This is a genomic window from Luteimonas wenzhouensis, assembly GCF_007859305.1.
GTDB classification, from domain to species: Bacteria; Pseudomonadota; Gammaproteobacteria; order Xanthomonadales; family Xanthomonadaceae; genus Luteimonas; species Luteimonas wenzhouensis.
Genome location: NZ_VOHE01000008.1, coordinates 46764 through 64066 on the forward strand (window position 1 = coordinate 46764; position 17303 = coordinate 64066).

At 71.3% G+C, this 17303-nt stretch carries 14 protein-coding genes; 7 read left to right on the forward strand and 7 right to left on the reverse strand.

The annotated features are described in order from the left end of the window. The first annotated feature begins 104 nt into the window (after positions 1-104). Both clpS and clpA read left to right on the forward strand, forming a co-directional pair. Complete coding sequence (clpS, locus tag FQY79_RS13140) at positions 105-425, forward strand: ATP-dependent Clp protease adapter ClpS (protein ID WP_146313366.1); 321 nt, start codon at positions 105-107, stop codon at positions 423-425. Between the two features lie 81 nt (positions 426-506). Beyond that, complete coding sequence (clpA, locus tag FQY79_RS13145) at positions 507-2789, forward strand: ATP-dependent Clp protease ATP-binding subunit ClpA (protein ID WP_146313367.1); 2283 nt, start codon at positions 507-509, stop codon at positions 2787-2789. A gap of 109 nt (positions 2790-2898) precedes the next feature. Here clpA and FQY79_RS13150 read toward each other — a convergent pair whose 3' ends face one another. The 5 genes from FQY79_RS13150 to trxB all read right to left on the reverse strand — a co-directional run bounded on the left by FQY79_RS13150 (position 2899) and on the right by trxB (position 8249). Further along, the gene (locus FQY79_RS13150) at positions 2899-4767 is read right to left on the reverse strand and encodes a DUF885 domain-containing protein (RefSeq protein WP_246123123.1); all 1869 of its coding nucleotides are present in this window, start codon (positions 4765-4767) and stop codon (positions 2899-2901) included. A gap of 156 nt (positions 4768-4923) precedes the next feature. Then, positions 4924-5142 (reverse strand): translation initiation factor IF-1, encoded by a 219-nt coding sequence (gene infA / locus FQY79_RS13155; protein ID WP_024890331.1) that lies wholly within the window; start codon positions 5140-5142, stop codon positions 4924-4926. A 115-nt stretch (positions 5143-5257) separates the two neighbouring features. Further along, complete coding sequence (gene aat, locus FQY79_RS13160; RefSeq protein WP_146313369.1) at positions 5258-6010, reverse strand: leucyl/phenylalanyl-tRNA--protein transferase; 753 nt, start codon at positions 6008-6010, stop codon at positions 5258-5260. 86 nt (positions 6011-6096) lie between these two features. Further along, the gene (locus tag FQY79_RS13165; protein WP_146313370.1) at positions 6097-7221 is read right to left on the reverse strand and encodes a GNAT family N-acetyltransferase; all 1125 of its coding nucleotides are present in this window, start codon (positions 7219-7221) and stop codon (positions 6097-6099) included. Between the two features lie 68 nt (positions 7222-7289). Beyond that, entirely contained in the window at positions 7290-8249 is a 960-nt protein-coding gene (gene trxB / locus FQY79_RS13170) for a thioredoxin-disulfide reductase (protein WP_146313371.1), read from the reverse strand. A 193-nt stretch (positions 8250-8442) separates the two neighbouring features. Between trxB and ald the strand changes: the two genes are divergently transcribed. The 4 genes from ald to FQY79_RS13190 all read left to right on the forward strand — a co-directional run bounded on the left by ald (position 8443) and on the right by FQY79_RS13190 (position 13558). Then, on the forward strand, positions 8443-9510 hold the full coding sequence (gene ald / locus FQY79_RS13175; protein ID WP_146313372.1) for an alanine dehydrogenase: 1068 nt from the start codon (positions 8443-8445) through the stop codon (positions 9508-9510). 46 nt (positions 9511-9556) lie between these two features. Then, positions 9557-11908, forward strand: coding sequence for a DNA translocase FtsK (locus FQY79_RS13180; RefSeq protein WP_146313444.1), 2352 nt, complete (start codon positions 9557-9559; stop codon positions 11906-11908). Between the two features lie 284 nt (positions 11909-12192). Beyond that, positions 12193-12819, forward strand: coding sequence for an outer membrane lipoprotein periplasmic chaperone LolA (lolA, locus tag FQY79_RS13185; RefSeq protein ID WP_146313373.1), 627 nt, complete (start codon positions 12193-12195; stop codon positions 12817-12819). A gap of 34 nt (positions 12820-12853) precedes the next feature. Beyond that, a complete protein-coding gene (locus FQY79_RS13190) occupies positions 12854-13558 on the forward strand; it encodes a hypothetical protein (protein ID WP_146313374.1) in 705 nt (234 codons plus the stop codon). Here the strand turns inward: FQY79_RS13190 and FQY79_RS13195 are convergent. Together FQY79_RS13195 and FQY79_RS13200 are read right to left on the reverse strand one after the other, a co-directional pair. Beyond that, positions 13470-15491, reverse strand: coding sequence for a hypothetical protein (locus tag FQY79_RS13195; RefSeq protein WP_146313375.1), 2022 nt, complete (start codon positions 15489-15491; stop codon positions 13470-13472). The genes FQY79_RS13190 and FQY79_RS13195 overlap by 89 nt on opposite strands. Further along, a complete protein-coding gene (locus FQY79_RS13200; protein WP_146313376.1) occupies positions 15492-15671 on the reverse strand; it encodes a hypothetical protein in 180 nt (59 codons plus the stop codon). Positions 15672-15907: 236 nt separating this feature from the next. Between FQY79_RS13200 and FQY79_RS13205 the strand changes: the two genes are divergently transcribed. Further along, the gene (locus FQY79_RS13205; RefSeq protein ID WP_425463209.1) at positions 15908-17302 is read left to right on the forward strand and encodes a replication-associated recombination protein A; all 1395 of its coding nucleotides are present in this window, start codon (positions 15908-15910) and stop codon (positions 17300-17302) included. Position 17303: the final 1 nt, after the last annotated feature.

Consider the following 17303-nt stretch of genomic DNA (forward strand, 5'->3'; position numbering starts at 1 on the left):
CCCTGTGGTTCTGTTGGAACGGCGGATTGTCTCCCGCCGCTGCGGGCCCGTCCATGCCGGCCCGGATGGACGTGCGCTGCACGCGACCTTCGTATAATGGGGACATGACCCGGAAACATTCGCCAGACCACGAGCAGGGCACGGTGGTGGAGACCGGCCGTCCCGAGCTGGCGCGGCCGCCGCTGTATTCGGTCCTGTTGCTGAACGACGACTACACCCCCATGGACTTCGTGGTCGACGTCCTGGTGCGGTTCTTCGCCATGGACGTGGAGAAGGCCACCCAGGTCATGCTCCACGTCCACACCCGCGGGCGGGGGGTCTGCGGGGTCTACAGCCGGGAGGTCGCCGAGTCCAAGGTGGCCCAGGTGAACGAGTACTCGCGGCTCAACCAGCACCCCTTGCTCTGCACCATGGAAAAGGCCTAAAAGGGAGCCGGGCCAGGGGGGCATGGAAAAGCCGGGATCGTGGCCCCATACAGGTGGCAGTTCCCCGGAGGCTCCAGCCCCATGTTCAGCAAGGATCTCGAATACAGCATCGGCCAGTGCTACAAGCGGGCCCGCGAGGCGCGCGACGAGTACATGACGGTCGAGCACCTGCTGCTGGCGCTGCTCGACAACCCGTCCGCGGAGGCGGTGCTCAAGGCCACCGGCGCCGACTTCCACCGCCTGCGCAGCGACCTGGAGCAGGCCATCCTCACCTCCGTCTCCAAGCTGCCCGACGACGACGGCCGCGACACCCAGCCCACGCTCGGCTTCCAGCGCGTGCTGCAGCGGGCGGTCTACCACGTCCAGTCCTCGGGCAAGAAGGAGGTCACCGGCGCCAACGTGCTGGTGGCGATCTTCGGCGAGAAGGACTCGCACGCGGTGTACTTCCTGCACCAGCAGGACATCACCCGCCTGGACGTGGTCAACTACATGTCCCATGGCATCGCCAAGACCGGCGGCGAGGATCCGGCGCACACCGGCGAGGACGGTGCCGCGCGCGCCGAGGGCGGCGAGGGCGAGGGCAAGGCCGACGCCCTGGCCGAGTTCGCGACCAACCTCAACGCGATGGCGCTCGAGGGCCGGATCGACCCGCTGGTGGGCCGCGCCGAGGAGATCGAGCGCACCATCCAGGTCCTGTGCCGCCGGCGCAAGAACAACCCGCTGTACGTGGGCGAGGCCGGCGTGGGCAAGACCGCGATCGCCGAGGGCCTGGCGCGGCGGATCGTCGACGGCGAGGTGCCCGAGGTGCTGGCCGACGCCACCATCTACTCGCTCGACCTGGGCGCGCTGGTGGCCGGCACCAAGTACCGGGGCGACTTCGAGAAGCGCCTGAAGGCGGTGCTGACCGCGATCCGGAAGCACCCGGGCGCGATCCTGTTCATCGACGAGATCCACACCATCATCGGTGCCGGGTCCGCCTCCGGCGGCACCATGGACGCCTCGAACCTGATCAAGCCGGCCCTGGCCTCGGGCGAGCTGCGCTGCATCGGCTCGACCACGTTCCAGGAGTACCGCGGCATCTTCGAGAAGGACCGCGCGCTGGCGCGGCGGTTCCAGAAGATCGACATCGCCGAACCGACCGTGGGCGAGGCCTACGAGATCCTGCGCGGCCTCAAGGCGCGCTACGAGGAGCACCATGACGTCCGCTACGACGACGACGCCCTGCGCGCGGCCGTGGACCTGTCGGTCAAGCACATCGGCGACCGTCTGCTGCCGGACAAGGCGATCGACGTGATCGACGAGGCCGGCGCGCGCCAGCGGCTGTTGCCGGAGGAGGCGCGCAAGACCCTGATCGACGTCGAGGAGGTCGAGCAGATCGTGGCCAAGATGGCCCGCATCCCGACCAAGCAGGTCAGCGCCTCGGACAAGGACGTGCTCGCCCACCTGGAGCGCAACCTGAAGATGGTGATCTTCGGCCAGGATCCGGCGATCGAGACCCTGACCTCGGCGATCAAGCTGGCCCGCTCGGGCCTGGCCAATCCCGACAAGCCGATCGGCAACTTTCTGTTCGCCGGCCCGACCGGCGTGGGCAAGACCGAGGTCACCCGCCAGCTGGCCCTGCAGCTGGGCATTGAGCTGGTGCGCTTCGACATGTCCGAGTACATGGAGCCGCATTCGGTCTCGCGCCTGATCGGCGCGCCCCCGGGCTACGTCGGCTTCGACCAGGGCGGCCTGCTGACCGAGAAGATCGTCAAGACCCCGCACTGCGTGCTGCTGCTCGACGAGGTGGAAAAGGCCCACCCGGACATCTTCAACATCCTGCTGCAGGTCATGGATCGCGGCATGCTCACCGACACCAACGGGCGCGAGGCGAACTTCCGCAACGTGATCCTGGTGATGACCACCAATGCCGGCGCGGCCCAGGCCTCGCGCCGCTCGATCGGCTTCACCCGCCAGGACCACAGCACGGACGCGATGGAGGTGATCCGCAAGAGCTTCAGCCCCGAGTTCCGCAACCGCCTCGATGCCATCGTGCAGTTCCAGCCTCTGGGCATGGAGCACGTGCTGCGGGTGGTGGACAAGTTCCTGATCGAACTCGAGTCGCAGCTGCACGAGAAGAACGTGGCCCTGACCGCGACCCCGGAGGCCCGCGACTGGCTGGCCGCGCACGGCTTCGACCCGCAGATGGGCGCGCGGCCGATGGCGCGGGTGATCCAGGACAAGGTCAAGCGGCCGCTGGCCGACGAACTGCTGTTCGGCAAGCTGGTCAACGGCGGCCGGGTCAGCGTCGACGTCAGGGACGACGAGCTGCTGGTCGAGGCCTTCCCCGAGCCGGAGAAGCTGCTGCCGGCGACGGTCGAGTGACCGCACGGTAGCAGGAGCGAAACAGGGCGGCCCGATGGCCGCCCTGTTTCGTTTCATGGGCACGACCGCTGCCGGCGATCGCCGCGACGCAATCCCCGCAGGAGCGGCTTCAGCCGCCCTGGACCCTGGCGATCCACTGGTCCACGCGGCGCTCGAGCAGGTTCATCGGCAGCGCCCCGCCGCCAAGCACCGCGTCGTGGAACCCGCGGATGTCGAAGCGCTCGCCCAGTTCCGCCTCGGCCTTGCGCCGGAGCTCCTGGATCCGGAGCATGCCGATCTTGTACGCCGTGGCCTGTCCCGGCCAGGTGATGTAGCGCTGCACTTCCGAGCGCACCGAGGCGTCGGGGATGGCAGTGTTGGCCTGGAAGTAGTCCACGGCCTGCTGTTCGGTCCAGCCCTTGGCGTGCAGGCCGGTGTCCACCACCAGGCGCACGGCGCGCCACAGCTCGCTGCTCAGGCGCCCGTACTCGGAGTAGGGATCCTGGTAGGTGCCCGGCATCTCCCGCGCCAGCCATTCTGCGTACAGGCCCCAGCCCTCGGAGTACGCGGTCGAGCGTGCCTGGGTGCGGAACTGCGGCACGCCGGTGAGCTCCTGCGCGATCGAGATCTGCATGTGGTGGCCAGGCAGGCCCTCGTGGTAGGCGATCACCTCGAGCTCGGGGATCGGCATCGCGCCCATGTCCGAGAGGTGCGCGTAGTAGACGCCGGGGCGCGAGCCGTCGGGCGCGCCCGGCATGTAGTGCTGCGCCGCGCCGGGCTGTTCGCGGAAGGACTCCACCCGCCTCACTACCAGGTCGGCCTTGGGCAGCAGCCCGAAGTAGCGGGGCAGCACCTGCTTGATGTTGTCGATCGCCGCGGTCGCGGCATCGATGTAGGCCTGGCGGCCCTCGTCGGTGTCGGGGAAGCGGAACTTCGGGTCGCTGGCGATGTAGGCGAAGAAGTCCTGCAGGCTGCCCTCGAAGCCGACGCGCTCCATCACCGCATGCATCTCGCGGTGGATGCGCTCCACCTCTTCCAGGCCGATCCTGTGGATCTGCGCCGGGTCCAGGTCGGTGCTGGTGTGCAGGCGGAGCATGGCCCGGTAGTACTCCGCGCCCTCGGGCTGGGTGCTGCCGACGCCCGCCGGGTTCTCCTGCGCGTTCACGAGGTCGGCCTCTGCCCAGGCGATCAGTTCGCGGTAGGCCGGGGCCACGTGCGCCAGCAGCGCCTCGCGCGCCTGCGACTTCAGCGTCTCCGCGCGGGCGGCATCGATGGTGCCGGCCTTCGCCAGGCCGTCGGCCTTGGCCTGCAGGTCGGCCCACAGGGCGGAGTCCGGGCCCTCGTCGAACGGCGCCCCGGACACGACCGCGCGGGCTTCGGCCAGCACGCCCTCGTATGCGAAGCGCGGCATGCGGTAGCCGTCCTCGGCGTTGCGCCGCGCCCGCTCCAGCAGCGTTCCGAAACCCTTGCGCAACGCCGCCAGGCGCGACAGGTAGGCCTGGAAGTCGGCCTCGCTCTCGACCTTGTGGAAGTTGATCAGGAACGTCGGCAGGAACGACTGCACCCCCTGCATCTGGTTGAACACATAAGCGTTGCGGCGGAAGCGGTGGCGCACGGCGGCAAGTTCGTACTGCTGCTTCCACAGGTCCCAGGACAGCCGGGCCTCCTCGTCGAGCGCGTCGTAGTCGAACCGCGATTCCATCTCCTCGACGGTCGCCCGGCGCCAGGCCAGCTGGCGCTCCGCGGCCTCGTCGGAGACGTCGTCGAGCTGGTCGTACAGCTCCTTGCGCCCAAGCACGGTCAGGGCGATCGGGCTGAAGCGCAGCTCCTCGGCGAACTTCTCGTCGAACCAGGCGTTGAGCCGGCGGCTCTCGTCCTGGACGGCCTCCTGGGCCGCGGGAGCCGCCCCGGACCGCTCGGCGTGGGACGCCGGCGCCGCGAGCGCGAGGGCGAAGGCGATCGACAGGGCGAGTGCGTGGGGCAGGTGGGGCCTGTGCATGGGCATCTCCGGTCGAGGAAATGCCGGAGCATAGGCGCGCCGCCGGCAGCCCGCCATGGGACTGATGGCATGGACGCCGGTCGGGGAGGGACGGGCCGGGCCCGGCCCGGCGGCCCGCGCGGGGGCGGGCGTGGTCGCGGCAGCGGCCGCGCGACCCTACTTCATGCGGTAGGTGATGCGACCCTTGGTGAGGTCGTAGGGCGTCATCTCGACCTTGACCCGGTCGCCGGTCAGGATGCGGATGTAGTTCTTGCGCATCCGCCCGGAGATGTGCGCGATGATCTCGTGGCCGTTCTCCAGCTTCACCCGGAACATCGTGTTCGGGAGCGTTTCGGAGACCGTGCCTTCGAATTCGATGACGTCGTCTTTCGCCATTCGTCCTGTTTGCCGTGGGTTGCGGGCGCGGCGTGGCCGCGAAAAAAAGCAGGCCATTGTGGCATGCGGGGGGCTGGGGATGCAAAGAACCGCGCCCGTGGCGGTGCGCCGGGCGTCAGCCGGGCGCGGCGAGCTGGCGCACCGGCCGCGCGCCGAAGGCGGTGGTCCAGCGGCCCGGCCCGCCGGGCGCCGCCGCCAGCGCCGCAACCCGGTCGAGGAACCGCGCGCGCGGCACCGTTTCGGCCCCCAAGGCGAGCAGGTGCGGGCTTTCGACCTGGGCGTCGATCCAGGGCCAGCCGCGTGCGTGCAGCCAGGCCGCCAGCGAGGCCAGCGCCGCCTTCGAGCCCCCGGAGGCGTCGCTGAACATGCTCTCGCCGAAGAACATCCGCCCGATGGCGACGCCGTAGATGCCCCCGACCAGCGCCGCATCCGGTTCGGGCCCGGCGTACACCTCGACGCTGTGCGCATGGCCGAGCGCGTGCAGGCGCTGGTAGGCCGCGCGCATCGCCGGGGTGATCCAGGTTCCGCGCTGGCCGGGGCGGGGGGCGTCGGCGCAGCGTGCGACCACGCGTTCGAAGGCGGTGTCCGCGCGCGCCACCCAGGGCGAGGACCGCAGCGTGCGGCGGAAGCGCCGGGACAGGCGCACGCCGTCGGTGCGCAAGACGGTGCGCGGATCCGGGGACCACCACAGGATCGGCTGGCCTTCGGAGTACCACGGGAAGATTCCCTGCCGGTAGGCGTTGAGCAGGCGCGTGGTCGACAGGTCGCCGCCCGCCGCGAGCAGTCCGTCGGGCAGCCCGCGCACCGCGCCCGGATCGGGGAAGGGGGCGTCGGGATCGTCGTCCAGCCACGGGATCTGCAGGCTCACCCGTCCATTGTAGGCGCCGCTCGCGGGCCCGGGCCCCGGAGTGACGCCGGCAGGGCGTGGTGCGCCAGGTGCCGTGGCGGCAGGCGCTAGCGCGCGCGGAACGGGCTGCGGCGCCCGAGCCAGAGGCCGTGCTGGCGCACGGCCGCGCGTTCGCGGGCGCACCAGTCGGCCAGCGCCTCGCGGAACCGGGGGTCGGCGATCCAGTGCCGGCTGCGCACCGGCGCGGGCAGGAAGCCGCGTGCGATCTTGTGTTCTCCCTGGGCACCCGGCTCGAATGCGTGCAGGCCCTCGCGCAGGCAGTAGTCGATACCCTGGTAGTAGCAGGTCTCGAAGTGCAGGCCGGGCAGCTGCACGTGCGCGCCCCAGTAGCGTCCGTACAGGGTGTCGGCCCCGCGCAGGCACAGCGCGCCGGCCACGGGGCGGCCGTCGTGCTCGGCCAGCACCAGCACCAGCCGCGCCGGCACCGCGCTGGCCAGGTGGCGCAGGAAATCCAGGGTCAGCGCCGGCGCGTTGCCGTATTCGGCGAAGGTCTGCAGGTAGAAGCCGTGCATCGCCGCTAGGTCGGCGTCGCTGGCCTCGCCGCCGTGGACGACGCGGAACGACACCCCGGCCCGCGCCACCTTCGCCCGCTCCTGGCGGATGTTCTTGCGGTGCTTGTGGTCCATCGCCGCCAGGTAGTCGTCGAAGCACGACCAGCCGGCCTCGTTGCGCCAGTGGTACTGCAGGTCGGCCCGCTCGAGCCAGTCGCCGTCGAAGGCGCCGTCCTGCTCCGCGGCATGGAAGTTCACGTGCGCCGACGACAGGCCCAGGCGCGAGGCCTCCGCGGCCAGTGCCCGTGCCAGCCTGGTGCGCAGGTCCGCGGTCGGTGCCAGCAGGCGTGGCCCGGTCACCGGCGAGTAGGGCACCGCGCACAGCAGCTTGGGGTAGTAGTCGAGCCCGTGCTGCGCATGGGCGTGCGCCCAGGCATGGTCGAACACGAACTCGCCGTGCGAGTTGTCCTTCAGGTACGCCGGCGCCGCGGCCAGCAGCCGGTCGCCTTCCCAGAGCGCGACATGGTGGGGGATCCAGCCCCATTCCGGGCGCAGGCAGCCGGTCTCCTCCAGGCCCGCGAGGAAGGCGTGCGCGATGAACGGATTGGCGCCGTCGTGCAGGGCGTCCCACGCGGCGGCGGGGATCTGCGACAGGCGGGAATGGATCCGGACTTCAGCCATGCGGGCGTGGTCCGGCGGCCGGCCGCGGCGCCCCCGCGGCCGTGCGCGGGGGCCGGCGTGGCGTGGCCTCAGGCCTCCTTGTCCAGGAACCGCTCGGCATCGAGCGCGGCCATGCAGCCGAAACCGGCGGAGGTGATCGCCTGCCGGTAGTGCTGGTCGGTGACGTCGCCGGCGGCGAACACGCCCGGCACCGAGGTCGCGGTGGCGTTGCCGCCGAGCCCGGAGCGGATTTCGATATAGCCGTTGTCCATCGCCAGCTGGCCCTCGAACAGGCCGGTGTTGGGGGTGTGGCCGATGGCGACGAAGAAGCCCTGCACGTCGATCTCGCGCGTGGAGCCGTCGAGCACCGACTTCAACCGCATCCCGGTCACGCCGGCATCATTGCCGAGCACCTCGTCGACCACGTGGTGCCAGACCGGCTCGATTTTCCCGGCCTCGACCTTGGCGAACAGCTTGTCCTGCATGATCTTTTCCGCGCGCAGCGTGTCGCGGCGGTGCACCAGGTAGACCTTGCGCGCGATGTTGGACAGGTACAGCGCCTCCTCGACCGCGGTGTTGCCGCCGCCGACCACGGCCACGTCCTGGTCCTTGTAGAAGAACCCGTCGCAGGTGGCGCAGGCGGACACGCCGCGACCCTTGAACTTTTCCTCCGACTCGAGCCCGAGGTACTTGGCGGTGGCGCCGGTGGCGATGATCAGCGCGTCGCAGGTGTAGGTGCCGCTGTCGCCGACCAGGGTAAACGGGCGCCTGGACAGGTCGGCGGTGTGGATGTGGTCGAACACCACCTCGGTGTCGAAGCGCTCGGCGTGCGCCTGCATCCGCGCCATCAGGTCCGGCCCCAGCAGCCCGTGCGGGTCGCCCGGCCAGTTGTCGACCTCGGTCGTGGTCATCAGCTGCCCGCCCATCTGCAGCCCGGTGATCACCACCGGCTTGAGGTTGGCACGCGCGGCGTAGACGGCGGCGGTCCAGCCGGCGGGGCCGGAACCGAGGATCAGGAGGCGGACGTGCCGGGGCGAAGAAGCGCTCATGTATACTCGCTGTGGATAGGTCGCGGCGTGACGGGGCAATAGCTTGGCGGCGCGGCGGCGGCAACACAAGGCGCGTGCGCCGGTGTCGCGCGGAACGCTGCGTACTCGTCCCGCGACCCGTCGTCCCGGCCGGACCCGTGCACGTGCTGCGCGGGTTTTTTGTCGAGGTCCCCGCGCCTGACCGGAGGCACGCATGCGCATCGGCGTACCCAGGGAGACCAGGATCATGGAAGGGCGCGTGGCGCTCGTCCCCGCCGCCGCCGGCGACCTGGTCCGGCGCGGGCATGAAGTGTGGGTGGAGCGTGGCGCCGGGCTGGCCTCGGGTTTCGACGATGCCCAGTACGAACGGCTTGGCGTGCGCATCGCCGGCGATGCGGCCGAGGCGTATGCGCGCGGCGAACTCATCGTCAAGGTCAAGGAGCCGGTGGAGGGTGACCTCGCGCTGCTGCGTCCCGGCCACCTGCTGTTCTGCTACCTGCACCTGGCGCCCGACCCGCCGCTGGCGCGCCGGCTGCTGGAGATCGGGCTGACCGCGGTGGCATTCGAGACCGTGGAGCTCGACGACGGCACCCTGCCGCTGCTGGCCCCGATGTCGGTGATCGCCGGCCGGATCGCGGTCCAGGTGGGCACCCACTACCTGCACCAGCCGTTGGGCGGCAAGGGCGTCCTGCTCGGCGGCCTGCCCGCCACCCCGCGTGGCAAGGTGGTGGTACTGGGGGCGGGACAGGCCGGTGGCGCGGCGGCGTCGCTGGCGGCGGCCGGCGGCGCGCGCGTGGTGGTGTTCGAGAAGCGCGGCGACCGCCTCGATGCGATGACCCGGCTGGGCCACAACGTCACCGCCCTGTATCCCTACGAGGACCAGGTGGCGCGCGAAGTGGCCGAGGCCGACCTAGTGGTGGGCGCGGTGCTGGTGACCGGCGCGGTCGCACCGCGCGTGGTCAGCCGGGAGATGGTCCGGGGCATGGAGCCCGGCAGCGTGATGGTGGACATCGCAATCGACCAGGGCGGCTGCTTCGAGACCTCGCGGCCTACGACCTGGCAGGAGCCGGTGTTCGTGGAGGAGGGCGTGGCCCATTTCTGCGTGACCAACATGCCCGGCGCGGTCCCCAGGACCGCGTCGCAGGCGATCAGCGCCGCTATCCTGCCGTGGGTGGACCGGCTGGCCTCGGGCGACTGGCGCGGGGACGCGGCGCTGGTCCGGGGCCTCAACGTGGAACGCGGGGAGCTCCGGCACCCGGCACTGCAATCACTGAAACTTTGAATTAAGATCAAGTAATTGGGTCTCTTTCCTAAGGCAGTGCATGACGGTGGCTCGGGCGGTTCCTGAACGCGGCAGGCGCCAGCGCGCGTCGACGAAGGACGTCGCGCCGCCGGATCCGCGCCGCCAGCGGCTGCTGCGCGACATCGCGATGATCCTCATCGCGCCCCTGCTGCTGTACCTGCTGGTGTGCCTGGCGACCTACTCGCCCGACGACCCGGGCTGGTCCACCGCGGCCGGCGGGGTGACCGCGCCCTTGTCCAACGCCGGCGGGCCGGTCGGGGCCTGGATCGCGGACGTGCTGCTGTACCTGACCGGCTACGTGGCCTACCTGCTGCCGCTGGTGCTCGGCGCGGTGGCCTGGATCGCGCTGTTCGGGAGCGAGCCGGCCGGCGGCGGGCGGGTGGATTTCGGCCCGGCGCTGCGCCTGGTGGGCATCGTCGGCTTCCTGGTCGCGGCCACCGGGCTGCTGTACCTGCGCATGGGCGCGGTGCCCGGGCTGCCGGCTGGCGGCGGCGGGGTACTGGGGCGGCTGGTGGGAAATTCGCTGGACCGGGGCTTCGGCGCACTGGGCGGCAACATGTTCCTGCTGGCGCTGCTGCTGGTGTCGGTCACGCTCGCCACCGGGCTGTCCTGGCTGGCGCTGGCCGACCGGATCGGCGGCTGGGTGCTGATGCTGCCGGAGTTGCTGCGACGCGGGCGCAAGCAGGCCTCCGAACACATCCAGGCCCGCGAACGGCGGGTGGAGCGCGAGGAAACAAGGCGCGCGGAAAGCGAGCTGCGCGCCCGGCGCGAGAAGGTGAAGATCGAGCCGCCGCCGGCGCCGGTGGTCGAGAAGAGCGAACGCGCCAAGCGCGAACAGCAGATCCCGCTGTTCCACGTCGGCGACGGCACCGGCCTGCCGCCGCTGGCCCTGCTGGACGATCCCAAGCCGCAGCCCAAGGGCTACGACGAGGAGACGCTGGAAACGCTCTCGCGCCAGATCGAGTTCAAGCTCAAGGACTTCCGCATCGACGCCCAGGTGGTCGGTGCCTATCCGGGGCCGGTGATCACCCGCTTCGAGATCGAGCCGGCACCGGGGATCAAGGTCAGCCAGATCAGCTCGCTGGACAAGGACATCGCGCGCGGCCTGAGCGTGAAGTCGGTGCGGGTGGTGGACGTGATCCCGGGCAAGTCGGTGATCGGGCTGGAGACGCCCAACACCCACCGCGAGATGATCTACCTTTCCGAGCTGCTGCGTTCGAAGGAGTACGACAAGTCCTCGAGCCTGCTCACGCTTGCGCTGGGCAAGGACATCGCCGGCCGTCCGACGGTGGCCGACCTGGCGCGCATGCCGCACCTGCTGGTGGCCGGCACCACCGGCTCGGGCAAGTCGGTGGCGGTCAACGCGATGGTGCTGAGCCTGCTGTACAAGGCGTCCGCCAAGGACCTGCGGATGCTGATGATCGACCCGAAGATGCTCGAGCTCAGCGTCTACGAGGGCATCCCGCACCTGCTGGCGCCGGTGGTCACCGACATGAAGGAGGCCGCCAACGGCCTGCGCTGGTGCGTGGCCGAGATGGAGCGCCGCTACAAGCTGATGAGCGCGGTGGGCGTGCGCAACCTGGCCGGCTTCAACAAGAAGGTGCGCGAGGCGCAGGAGGCCGGCCAGCCGCTGCTCGACCCGCTGTTCCGGGCCGAGGAAGGCTCCGGCGAGGTCGCGCCACCGCTGGAAACGCTGCCGTTCATCGTCATCTTCATCGACGAGTTCGCCGACATGATGATGATCGTCGGCAAGAAGGTCGAGGAACTGATCGCGCGCCTGGCGCAGAAGGCGCGCGCAGCGGGCATCCACCTGATCCTGGCCACCCAGCGCCCGTCGGTGGACGTGATCACCGGCCTGATCAAGGCCAACATCCCGACCCGCATCGCGTTCCAGGTCTCGAGCAAGATCGACTCGCGCACGATCCTCGACCAGTCCGGCGCCGAGACCCTGCTCGGCCACGGCGACATGCTCTACCTGCCGCCGGGCACCGCCATGCCCGAGCGCGTGCACGGCGCCTTCGTCTCCGATGACGAGGTCCACCGCGTCGTCGAGCACCTCAAGCAGAGCGGCGGCGGCCCGGACTACGTCGAAGGCGTGCTGGACGAAGCGCAGACGATGTACGACGGCTCCGCGGTGGGCGCCACCGGCCTGCCGGAGGCCGGTGGCGGTTCGGGCGACGAGTCCGACCCGCTGTACGACGAGGCGGTGAAGATCGTCACCGAGACCCGCCGCGCCTCGATCTCGGGGGTCCAGCGCCGGCTCAAGATCGGCTACAACCGCGCCGCCCGCCTGGTGGAGGCGATGGAGGCCGCCGGCGTGGTCTCCGCACCCGAGCACAACGGCGACCGCACGGTCCTGGCGCCGCCACCGCCCTAGCCACGGCGCAGGCGAAAAAGCGGGCATCGGGTGCAGGAACGGTGCCGGCCGCGACCCGTCCGCCACCCCGGGTGCCCTGGTCTCCCGCCCGGATCCGGACGCCCCGGCCGTCCGGCCCCGGCCGGACGCCTTGCGATGGCATCGCGGCGGGCAACGGGGGGGGCGCGGCCGCCGGCCGCGTCCGCTGCCGCTCGCGTCCTGCGTTTGCTGCACTGGATGGGTGCGCTGCGGGTTCAGCTTGGACTTTGCAGACTTGCGCCACCCATGCATCCGAGGACGCCTGAATGATCCGCAATTGCCGCTGGCTGCTCATCGCCCTGGTCGCACTCGCCGGCGTCGCGCACGCGGGGGCGCGCGAGCAGCTCGACCGCTTCACCCGCGGCCTGCATGGCCTGGAGGGCGAGTTCACGCAGCAGGTCCTGGACGAGGCGGGGCGCGAGCGTGAGTCCTCCAGCGGCCGGGTGGCGCTGGCCGCGCCGCGCCTGTTCCGCTGGGAGTACCGCGCGCCGTACCCGCAGCTGATCGTCGCGGACGGCACCACGGTCTGGGTGCACGATCCCGACCTGGAGCAGGTCACCCGGCGCCCGCAGGGCGGGGCGGAGCAGGACAGCCCGTTGGCCGCGCTGATCGACCCGGCGCGCCTGGACCGCGATTTCGTGGTTGAGGAGCTGGGCGATTCCGAGGGCCTGCAGTGGCTGGTGCTGCGGCCACGGCAGGGCGGGGAGGACGCCGCGTTCCAGTCCGCCAGGCTCGGCCTGGACGCGCAAGGGCTGGTGCGGATGGAGATCGTGGACGCGCTCGGGCAGCGCACCCGGATCCAGTTCAGCGGCTGGAAGCGGAATCCGGCCTTCGATTCCGGCACGTTCACGTTCACGCCGCCGCCCGGGGTGGACGTGGTCGGCGAAGGCTGACCGCGCGCAATCCATGGCGACGAGGACGCGACGCATGCACGCCCCGGCCCGCACCCTCGCACCGCCGGGTGCATGGATCCGTGGCGTGCTCGCGGCCCTGTGCCTGGCGACGGTGCCGGCGCTGGCGCAGTCGGCGCCGGTGGCCGAGCCGCCTGGGCCGCCGTCGCCGGCCGGACAGCGCCCGATGGCGGCCACCAGTGGCGACGAGGCGCTCGACAACGCGGTCGCGGCCGTGGTCGTGGCGGCCCTGGCCGAACAGCTCGACACGACCATGATCGAAGTGGGCATCGATTCGTTCGACGTGGCGATCGCCAGCGTGCGCGACCGCCGCGTGAGTGGCGAGGGCCGGCTGCGCGTGGGCGACGACGCGGACTGGATCGGCTTCCGCTACAGCACGATCTACGACACCACGTTCCAGAGCGCCGGCTATCCGCAGCTGACCATCGGCGGCGTGGCTGCCGGCGAGCGCCTCGTTCCCAACGATGCGCTCCTGGTGCGGCAGCTCGAGGACCGGATCACGGTCGAGCTCGACCGCCAGCTCGGGATCCCGGCCGCGCGGCTGCAGTTCGACGACATCAGCACCGTGGAAGGCGGCCAGCGCCTGTTGCGCATCACTGCCCAGGGCGTGGCCGACTTCGGCCGCAGCGGCATCACCCCGGTGCGGATCGAGGCCCTGTACGACCAGGTGGCCAATGCCTGGCGGCGGGTGAACTACGAACTGGGCGGCGCGGCGCGCTGACTCCGGCCCGGGGCCGCGGATCGCGGGCGACGTCGGCCCTCCTGCGGCCACGGAGCACTCCGGTGTCGCGCGCCGCGCCGGCGCGCATCAGCGCCTGTCGCGGTGTGCCTCGCGGGTGCGTGAACGGTCCCCGTCGTCGGCCAGGAACGGCAGCAGCCGCAGCAGGAGATCGTGCAGGCCCGTGGCGCGTCGCGCGGGGGGCCGGCATGGCCACGTCCCCGTCCGCGGTCGCCGGCGTCGCCGACGCACGTGCGGCCGCGGAAACAGCCGCGGGCACGGGAGGCGGGGCGGCGGCAGTGGTGGACGAGGCGGCCGGTGGCGTCAGCGGCGTCGCGCCATTGCGGCGCACGCGCCGCGGCTGCAGGGGCGCCATGCCGTAGCCCGCGCGCAGCCAGTCGTTGATCGCGCCGGCCGTCAGCGCCGCGTTCCAGGTCGCCTTGGATTGGGCGTGGAATGCGTCCAGCAGGCCCTGGAAGCCGTCGAGGCCGAGGGTGGCGGCGTAGCCCTCCAGGTCGCGTTGCGGCGCCGGGAAGGCCGGCATCGAGCCGGTCGCCCCCTGGTCGCCGGTGTCGCTGCGCCACTGCGCGAGCGTGCGCAGGGTGCCGTCGACCTGGAACGCCTGGCTGGCGCCGCTGACGTAGCGGTTGGTGCCGGCGAAGGTGTAGCCGCCGCCGGCGAGCCGCACCAGCCGGCTGTTGCTCGGACTGACCACGGTATTGTCGCGGTACACGACGTTCACGCCGTCGCCGAGCTGGACGCTCGGGGTGCCGGTGCCGGTCGCGAATGCCAGCACGTTGCCGCTGATCACCACGTCCTCGAAGCGCGTGCCCGAGTCGGTCTTGAGCGCGTAGGCATTGGTGATGCCGGAGCGGTTGTGGATCACCAGGTTGCCGGTCACCTCGCCGCCGAGCCAGTCGATCAGGTCGATGCCCCAGGCCAGGGAGCGGTTGGTGGGCCGGCTGCGGCCGATGTCCACCAGCACGTTGTCGCGGAACACCATGTCGCGAAAGCGCGCCGGGCCTTCGGAGTTGCCGCCGACGCTGACGCCGATCTCGCCCTCCACGTACAGGTTGTCCTCCATCACCACGCCGAGGGTCGGGTCGCCGGTATCGCCGGTCCACTTGTTGCCGATGGACGAGGCGCGCAGGAACAGGTTGCGCTGGAAGATCACGCCCTTGGCGCAGGAGAAGTACCTGTTGTGGTTGAACATCGTCGCCTGGCCTTCGGCCTGGGCGTTGTTGCCGTCGCGCGACTGGATCCGCCAGCCGTTGTGGTCGAACAGGTTTTCCTGCAGCAGCACCGAGGGTTGCAGCGGCTGTCCCGAACCCGTGTGGTACAGGCCCTGGGCGTGGGCGCTGGTGGAATAGTTGCCCGAGAGGATGCTGCGCCGGATCACGAAGCGGGTGATGGGCTCGTTGCCGTCCCCGACGCCGCCGGTCAGGACGTTGTTGCTGTAGGCGCGGAACACGCAATCCTCGATCAGCACGTCGCGCACCTGGCGCCGGTCGCCGCGCAGGCGGGTGAACACGCTGATGCCCGAGGAACCGTCGAAACCCGTGAAGTAGGGGCCGTCGCTGTCGCGGGTGTGGGCCCAGAAGCGGAGGCCGACGATCGCGACGTTCACCAACTGGTAGTTGCCGATCGCCTTGTCGGTGCCGGTGCGCAGCTCGGGTCGCGGACCCGCGCCCCACGAGGTCGCGACCGCGCGCTCGGCCGGCGAACGGCCGCGCTTGACGTCGAGGCGCTCGTTCCAGACCCGGCCGGCGCGCAGCAGGATCCAGTCGGGCTGGTCCTCGCGCAGGTTGGCATGGGCGGCGGCAATGGTCCGGAAGGCGCGGATCGGGCCGCGTGGCGACTGCGGGTCCGCACCGATCTGGGGATCGGCGGGCAGGTAGATGCGCGCATCCGCGTCGTTGCCCTGCTGCGAATCCACCTACACCAGGCGGCTGTCGGCGGAGGGCGAAAGCCGGGTCCAGCCGTTCGCGTCCTGGGGCGGCAGCTGGAAATCGGCGACGGTGACCGGATCGGCGGCCGGCGCGGGGGCCGCCGCCAAGGCGACGGCGAGGGCGAAACAGGGGGCGAGGGTCCGGTGCAGCCGGGCGAACAGGGACATCCGATATCCTCCTGCAGGCAAGCGGGGCACTGCGTGCAATTCCCGACCTGCGCCGCCGGGGTGCGCCAGGGCGGCGGACGGCGCGGTCGGGCGGACGGTACCACGCTGCGCAGGCCGCGGGATGCGGGATGGGTCGCGGATCCGGCGCGCCCGCACCCGCTGCGCAGGCGGGTGCCGGTGCAGCCTGCGGACCGGCTTGGTAAGGTGCCGGTCCCCCAGTCCCCCAGCCGCGATCCGTGCCACGCGCCAGGCGCCCAGCGCCCACCCCCGACGATACCGGCGACCTGCTCGGTTCCTCCTCCGCCGCACTGCAGCCGCTGGCCGAACGCATGCGGCCGCGCAGCCTGGACGAGATGGTCGGCCAGCGCCGGCTGCTGGCGCCCGGCTCGGCGCTGCGGCGCTCGGTCGAGGCCGGCGCGGTGCATTCGATGATCCTCTGGGGCCCGCCGGGCTGCGGCAAGACCACGCTCGCGCTGCTGCTGGCGCGCTACGCCGATGCCGAGTTCCGCTCGGTGTCGGCGGTGCTGTCCGGACTGCCGGAGGTGCGCCAGGTGCTGGCGGAGGCCGCGCAGCGTTTCGCCGGCGGGCGCCGCACCGTCCTGTTCGTGGACGAGGTGCACCGGTTCAACAAGGCGCAACAGGACGCGTTCCTGCCGCACATCGAACGCGGCACGATCGTGTTCGTCGGCGCCACCACGGAGAACCCCTCGTTCGAGCTGAACTCGGCGCTGCTCTCGCGCTGCCGGGTGCACGTGATGGAGGCGGTGTCGGCCGAGGACATCGAGGCCGCGCTGCGGCGCGCGCTGGCCGACGGCGAGCGTGGGCTGGGCGGGCGCGGCCTGCAGGTTGAGGGCGACGGGCTGCGCATGATCGCGGTCGCGGCCGACGGCGACGTGCGCCGCGGCCTGACCCTGCTCGAGATCGCCGCCGAGCTGGTGGGCGAGGGCGGCACCATCGATCCGGCGGTGCTGGAGCAGGTGCTCGCCGACCGTACCCGCCGCTTCGACAAGGGCGGCGAACAGTTCTACGACCAGATCTCGGCCCTGCACAAGTCGGTGCGCAGCTCCAACCCCGACGCCGCGCTGTACTGGCTGGCGCGGATGCTCGACGGCGGCTGCGATCGAATCTACCTGGCGCGGCGCCTGACCCGGATGGCGGTCGAGGACGTCGGCCTGGCCGATCCGCGCGCGCTGCAGATGGCGATCGACGCCTGGGACACCTACGACCGCCTCGGCAGCCCCGAGGGCGAACTCGCCCTGGCGCAGCTGACGATCTACCTGGCCAGCACCGCCAAGTCGAATGCCGCCTACCGCGCGTTCGGCGCCGCCCGCCGCGACGTGGCCAGGTACGGGACCCAGGAGGTGCCGCTGCACCTGCGCAATGCGCCCACGCGGCTGATGAAGGAACTCGGCTACGCGAAGGGCTACCAGTACGACCACGACGCCGAAGGCGGGGTCGCGCTGGACCAGACCGGCTTCCCCGACGCGATGGGCGAGCGGATCTACTACGAACCGGTCGAGCGCGGCCTGGAGATCCGGCTCAAGGAGAAGCTCGACGGCCTGCGCGCGGCGCGCGCGCGGCAGCGGCCGGCCCCGCGGCGCGGGGGCGCGGATCCCGGGCGCGAGGATTGAT

Bases quoted from the DNA above. Each gene is read 5' to 3' on its own strand.
- clpS (WP_146313366.1), top strand. From the start codon at position 105: ATGACCCGGAAACATTCGCCAGACCACGAGCAGGGCACGGTGGTGGAG.
- clpA (WP_146313367.1), top strand. From the start codon at position 507: ATGTTCAGCAAGGATCTCGAATACAGCATCGGCCAGTGCTACAAGCGG.
- FQY79_RS13150 (WP_246123123.1), bottom strand. From the start codon at position 4,767: ATGCACAGGCCCCACCTGCCCCACGCACTCGCCCTGTCGATCGCCTTC.
- infA (WP_024890331.1), bottom strand. From the start codon at position 5,142: ATGGCGAAAGACGACGTCATCGAATTCGAAGGCACGGTCTCCGAAACG.
- FQY79_RS13165 (WP_146313370.1), bottom strand. From the start codon at position 7,221: ATGGCTGAAGTCCGGATCCATTCCCGCCTGTCGCAGATCCCCGCCGCC.
- trxB (WP_146313371.1), bottom strand. From the start codon at position 8,249: ATGAGCGCTTCTTCGCCCCGGCACGTCCGCCTCCTGATCCTCGGTTCC.
- ald (WP_146313372.1), top strand. From the start codon at position 8,443: ATGCGCATCGGCGTACCCAGGGAGACCAGGATCATGGAAGGGCGCGTG.
- lolA (WP_146313373.1), top strand. From the start codon at position 12,193: ATGATCCGCAATTGCCGCTGGCTGCTCATCGCCCTGGTCGCACTCGCC.
- FQY79_RS13190 (WP_146313374.1), top strand. From the start codon at position 12,854: ATGCACGCCCCGGCCCGCACCCTCGCACCGCCGGGTGCATGGATCCGT.
- FQY79_RS13200 (WP_146313376.1), bottom strand. From the start codon at position 15,671: ATGTCCCTGTTCGCCCGGCTGCACCGGACCCTCGCCCCCTGTTTCGCC.